General features: G+C 66.3%; 1 protein-coding gene. It reads left to right on the top strand.

Annotated features, from left to right (window positions below; translation table 11 throughout):
• The coding region (locus JF545_RS19795) for an Ig-like domain-containing protein (protein ID WP_206944877.1) at positions 1 to 968 on the top strand (968 nt) is incomplete at both ends.

The following is a 968-nucleotide window of genomic DNA, read 5'->3' as shown; positions in this document are numbered from 1 at the left end:
TACAGCTACACCCTGGACGACAACACCACCGACCATAGCAGCCAGGGCACCGGCAGCGACGGCATCCAGGACGTGTTCAGCCTGGTGGTGACCGACTCCGACGGCGACGTCAGCGATCCCGCGGCCCTGACCATCGACATCAAGGATGACGTGCCCGAGGCCACCGACGACGCGGCCGAGACCGACGAGAACGTGGCGATCACCGTCAATGTGCTGGACGGCAGTGCGGGCGGGGCCGACGTGGCCGGCGCCGATGGTCCGGTGACCCTGACCAACGCCGCGCTGCAGGACCCGAGCCAGGGCAGCGTGAGCTTCAATGGTGACGGCAGCGTGACCTTTACCCCGGCGACGGGTTTTGAAGGCGACGTGCTGATCGACTACACCATCACCGATGCCGACGGGGATACCGCGAACGCGACCCTGACCATCACCGTGGACGCGACCCCGGTGGTGGAGGTGAATCCCGAGACGCCCAATGCGTCCGGCAATAACGAGGTGGACGAAGCCGGTCTGGACGACGGCGGCAGCCAGTCGGCCACCGACCTGGAGAGCACCAGCGGCACCATCGCCATCGATACCGGCTCCGACAGCGTGGGCTCGGTGGTGATCAGTGGCGTGGACGTGACCAATGGCGGCACCGTGCAGGGTACCTACGGCACCCTGGTCGTCAGCGTGGTGAATGGGGACTACAGCTACACCTACACCCTGGACGACAACACCACCGACCATAGCAGCCAGGGCACCGACAGCGACGGTATCCAGGACGTGTTCAGCCTGGTGGTGACCGACTCCGACGGCGACGTCAGCGATCCGGCCAACTTGACCATCGACATCAAGGATGACGTGCCCGAGGCCACCGACGACGCGGCCGAGACCGACGAGAACGTGGCGATCACCGTCAACGTGCTGGACGGCAGTGCCGGTGGCCTGGACGTGGCCGGCGCCGATGGTCCGGTGACCCTGACCAA

This window comes from Halomonas litopenaei (assembly GCF_017303055.1).
GTDB classification, from domain to species: domain Bacteria; phylum Pseudomonadota; class Gammaproteobacteria; order Pseudomonadales; family Halomonadaceae; genus Halomonas; species Halomonas litopenaei_A.
Note: the sequence above shows the minus strand (reverse complement) of the source record. Positions and strands in the feature narration are given on the sequence as shown.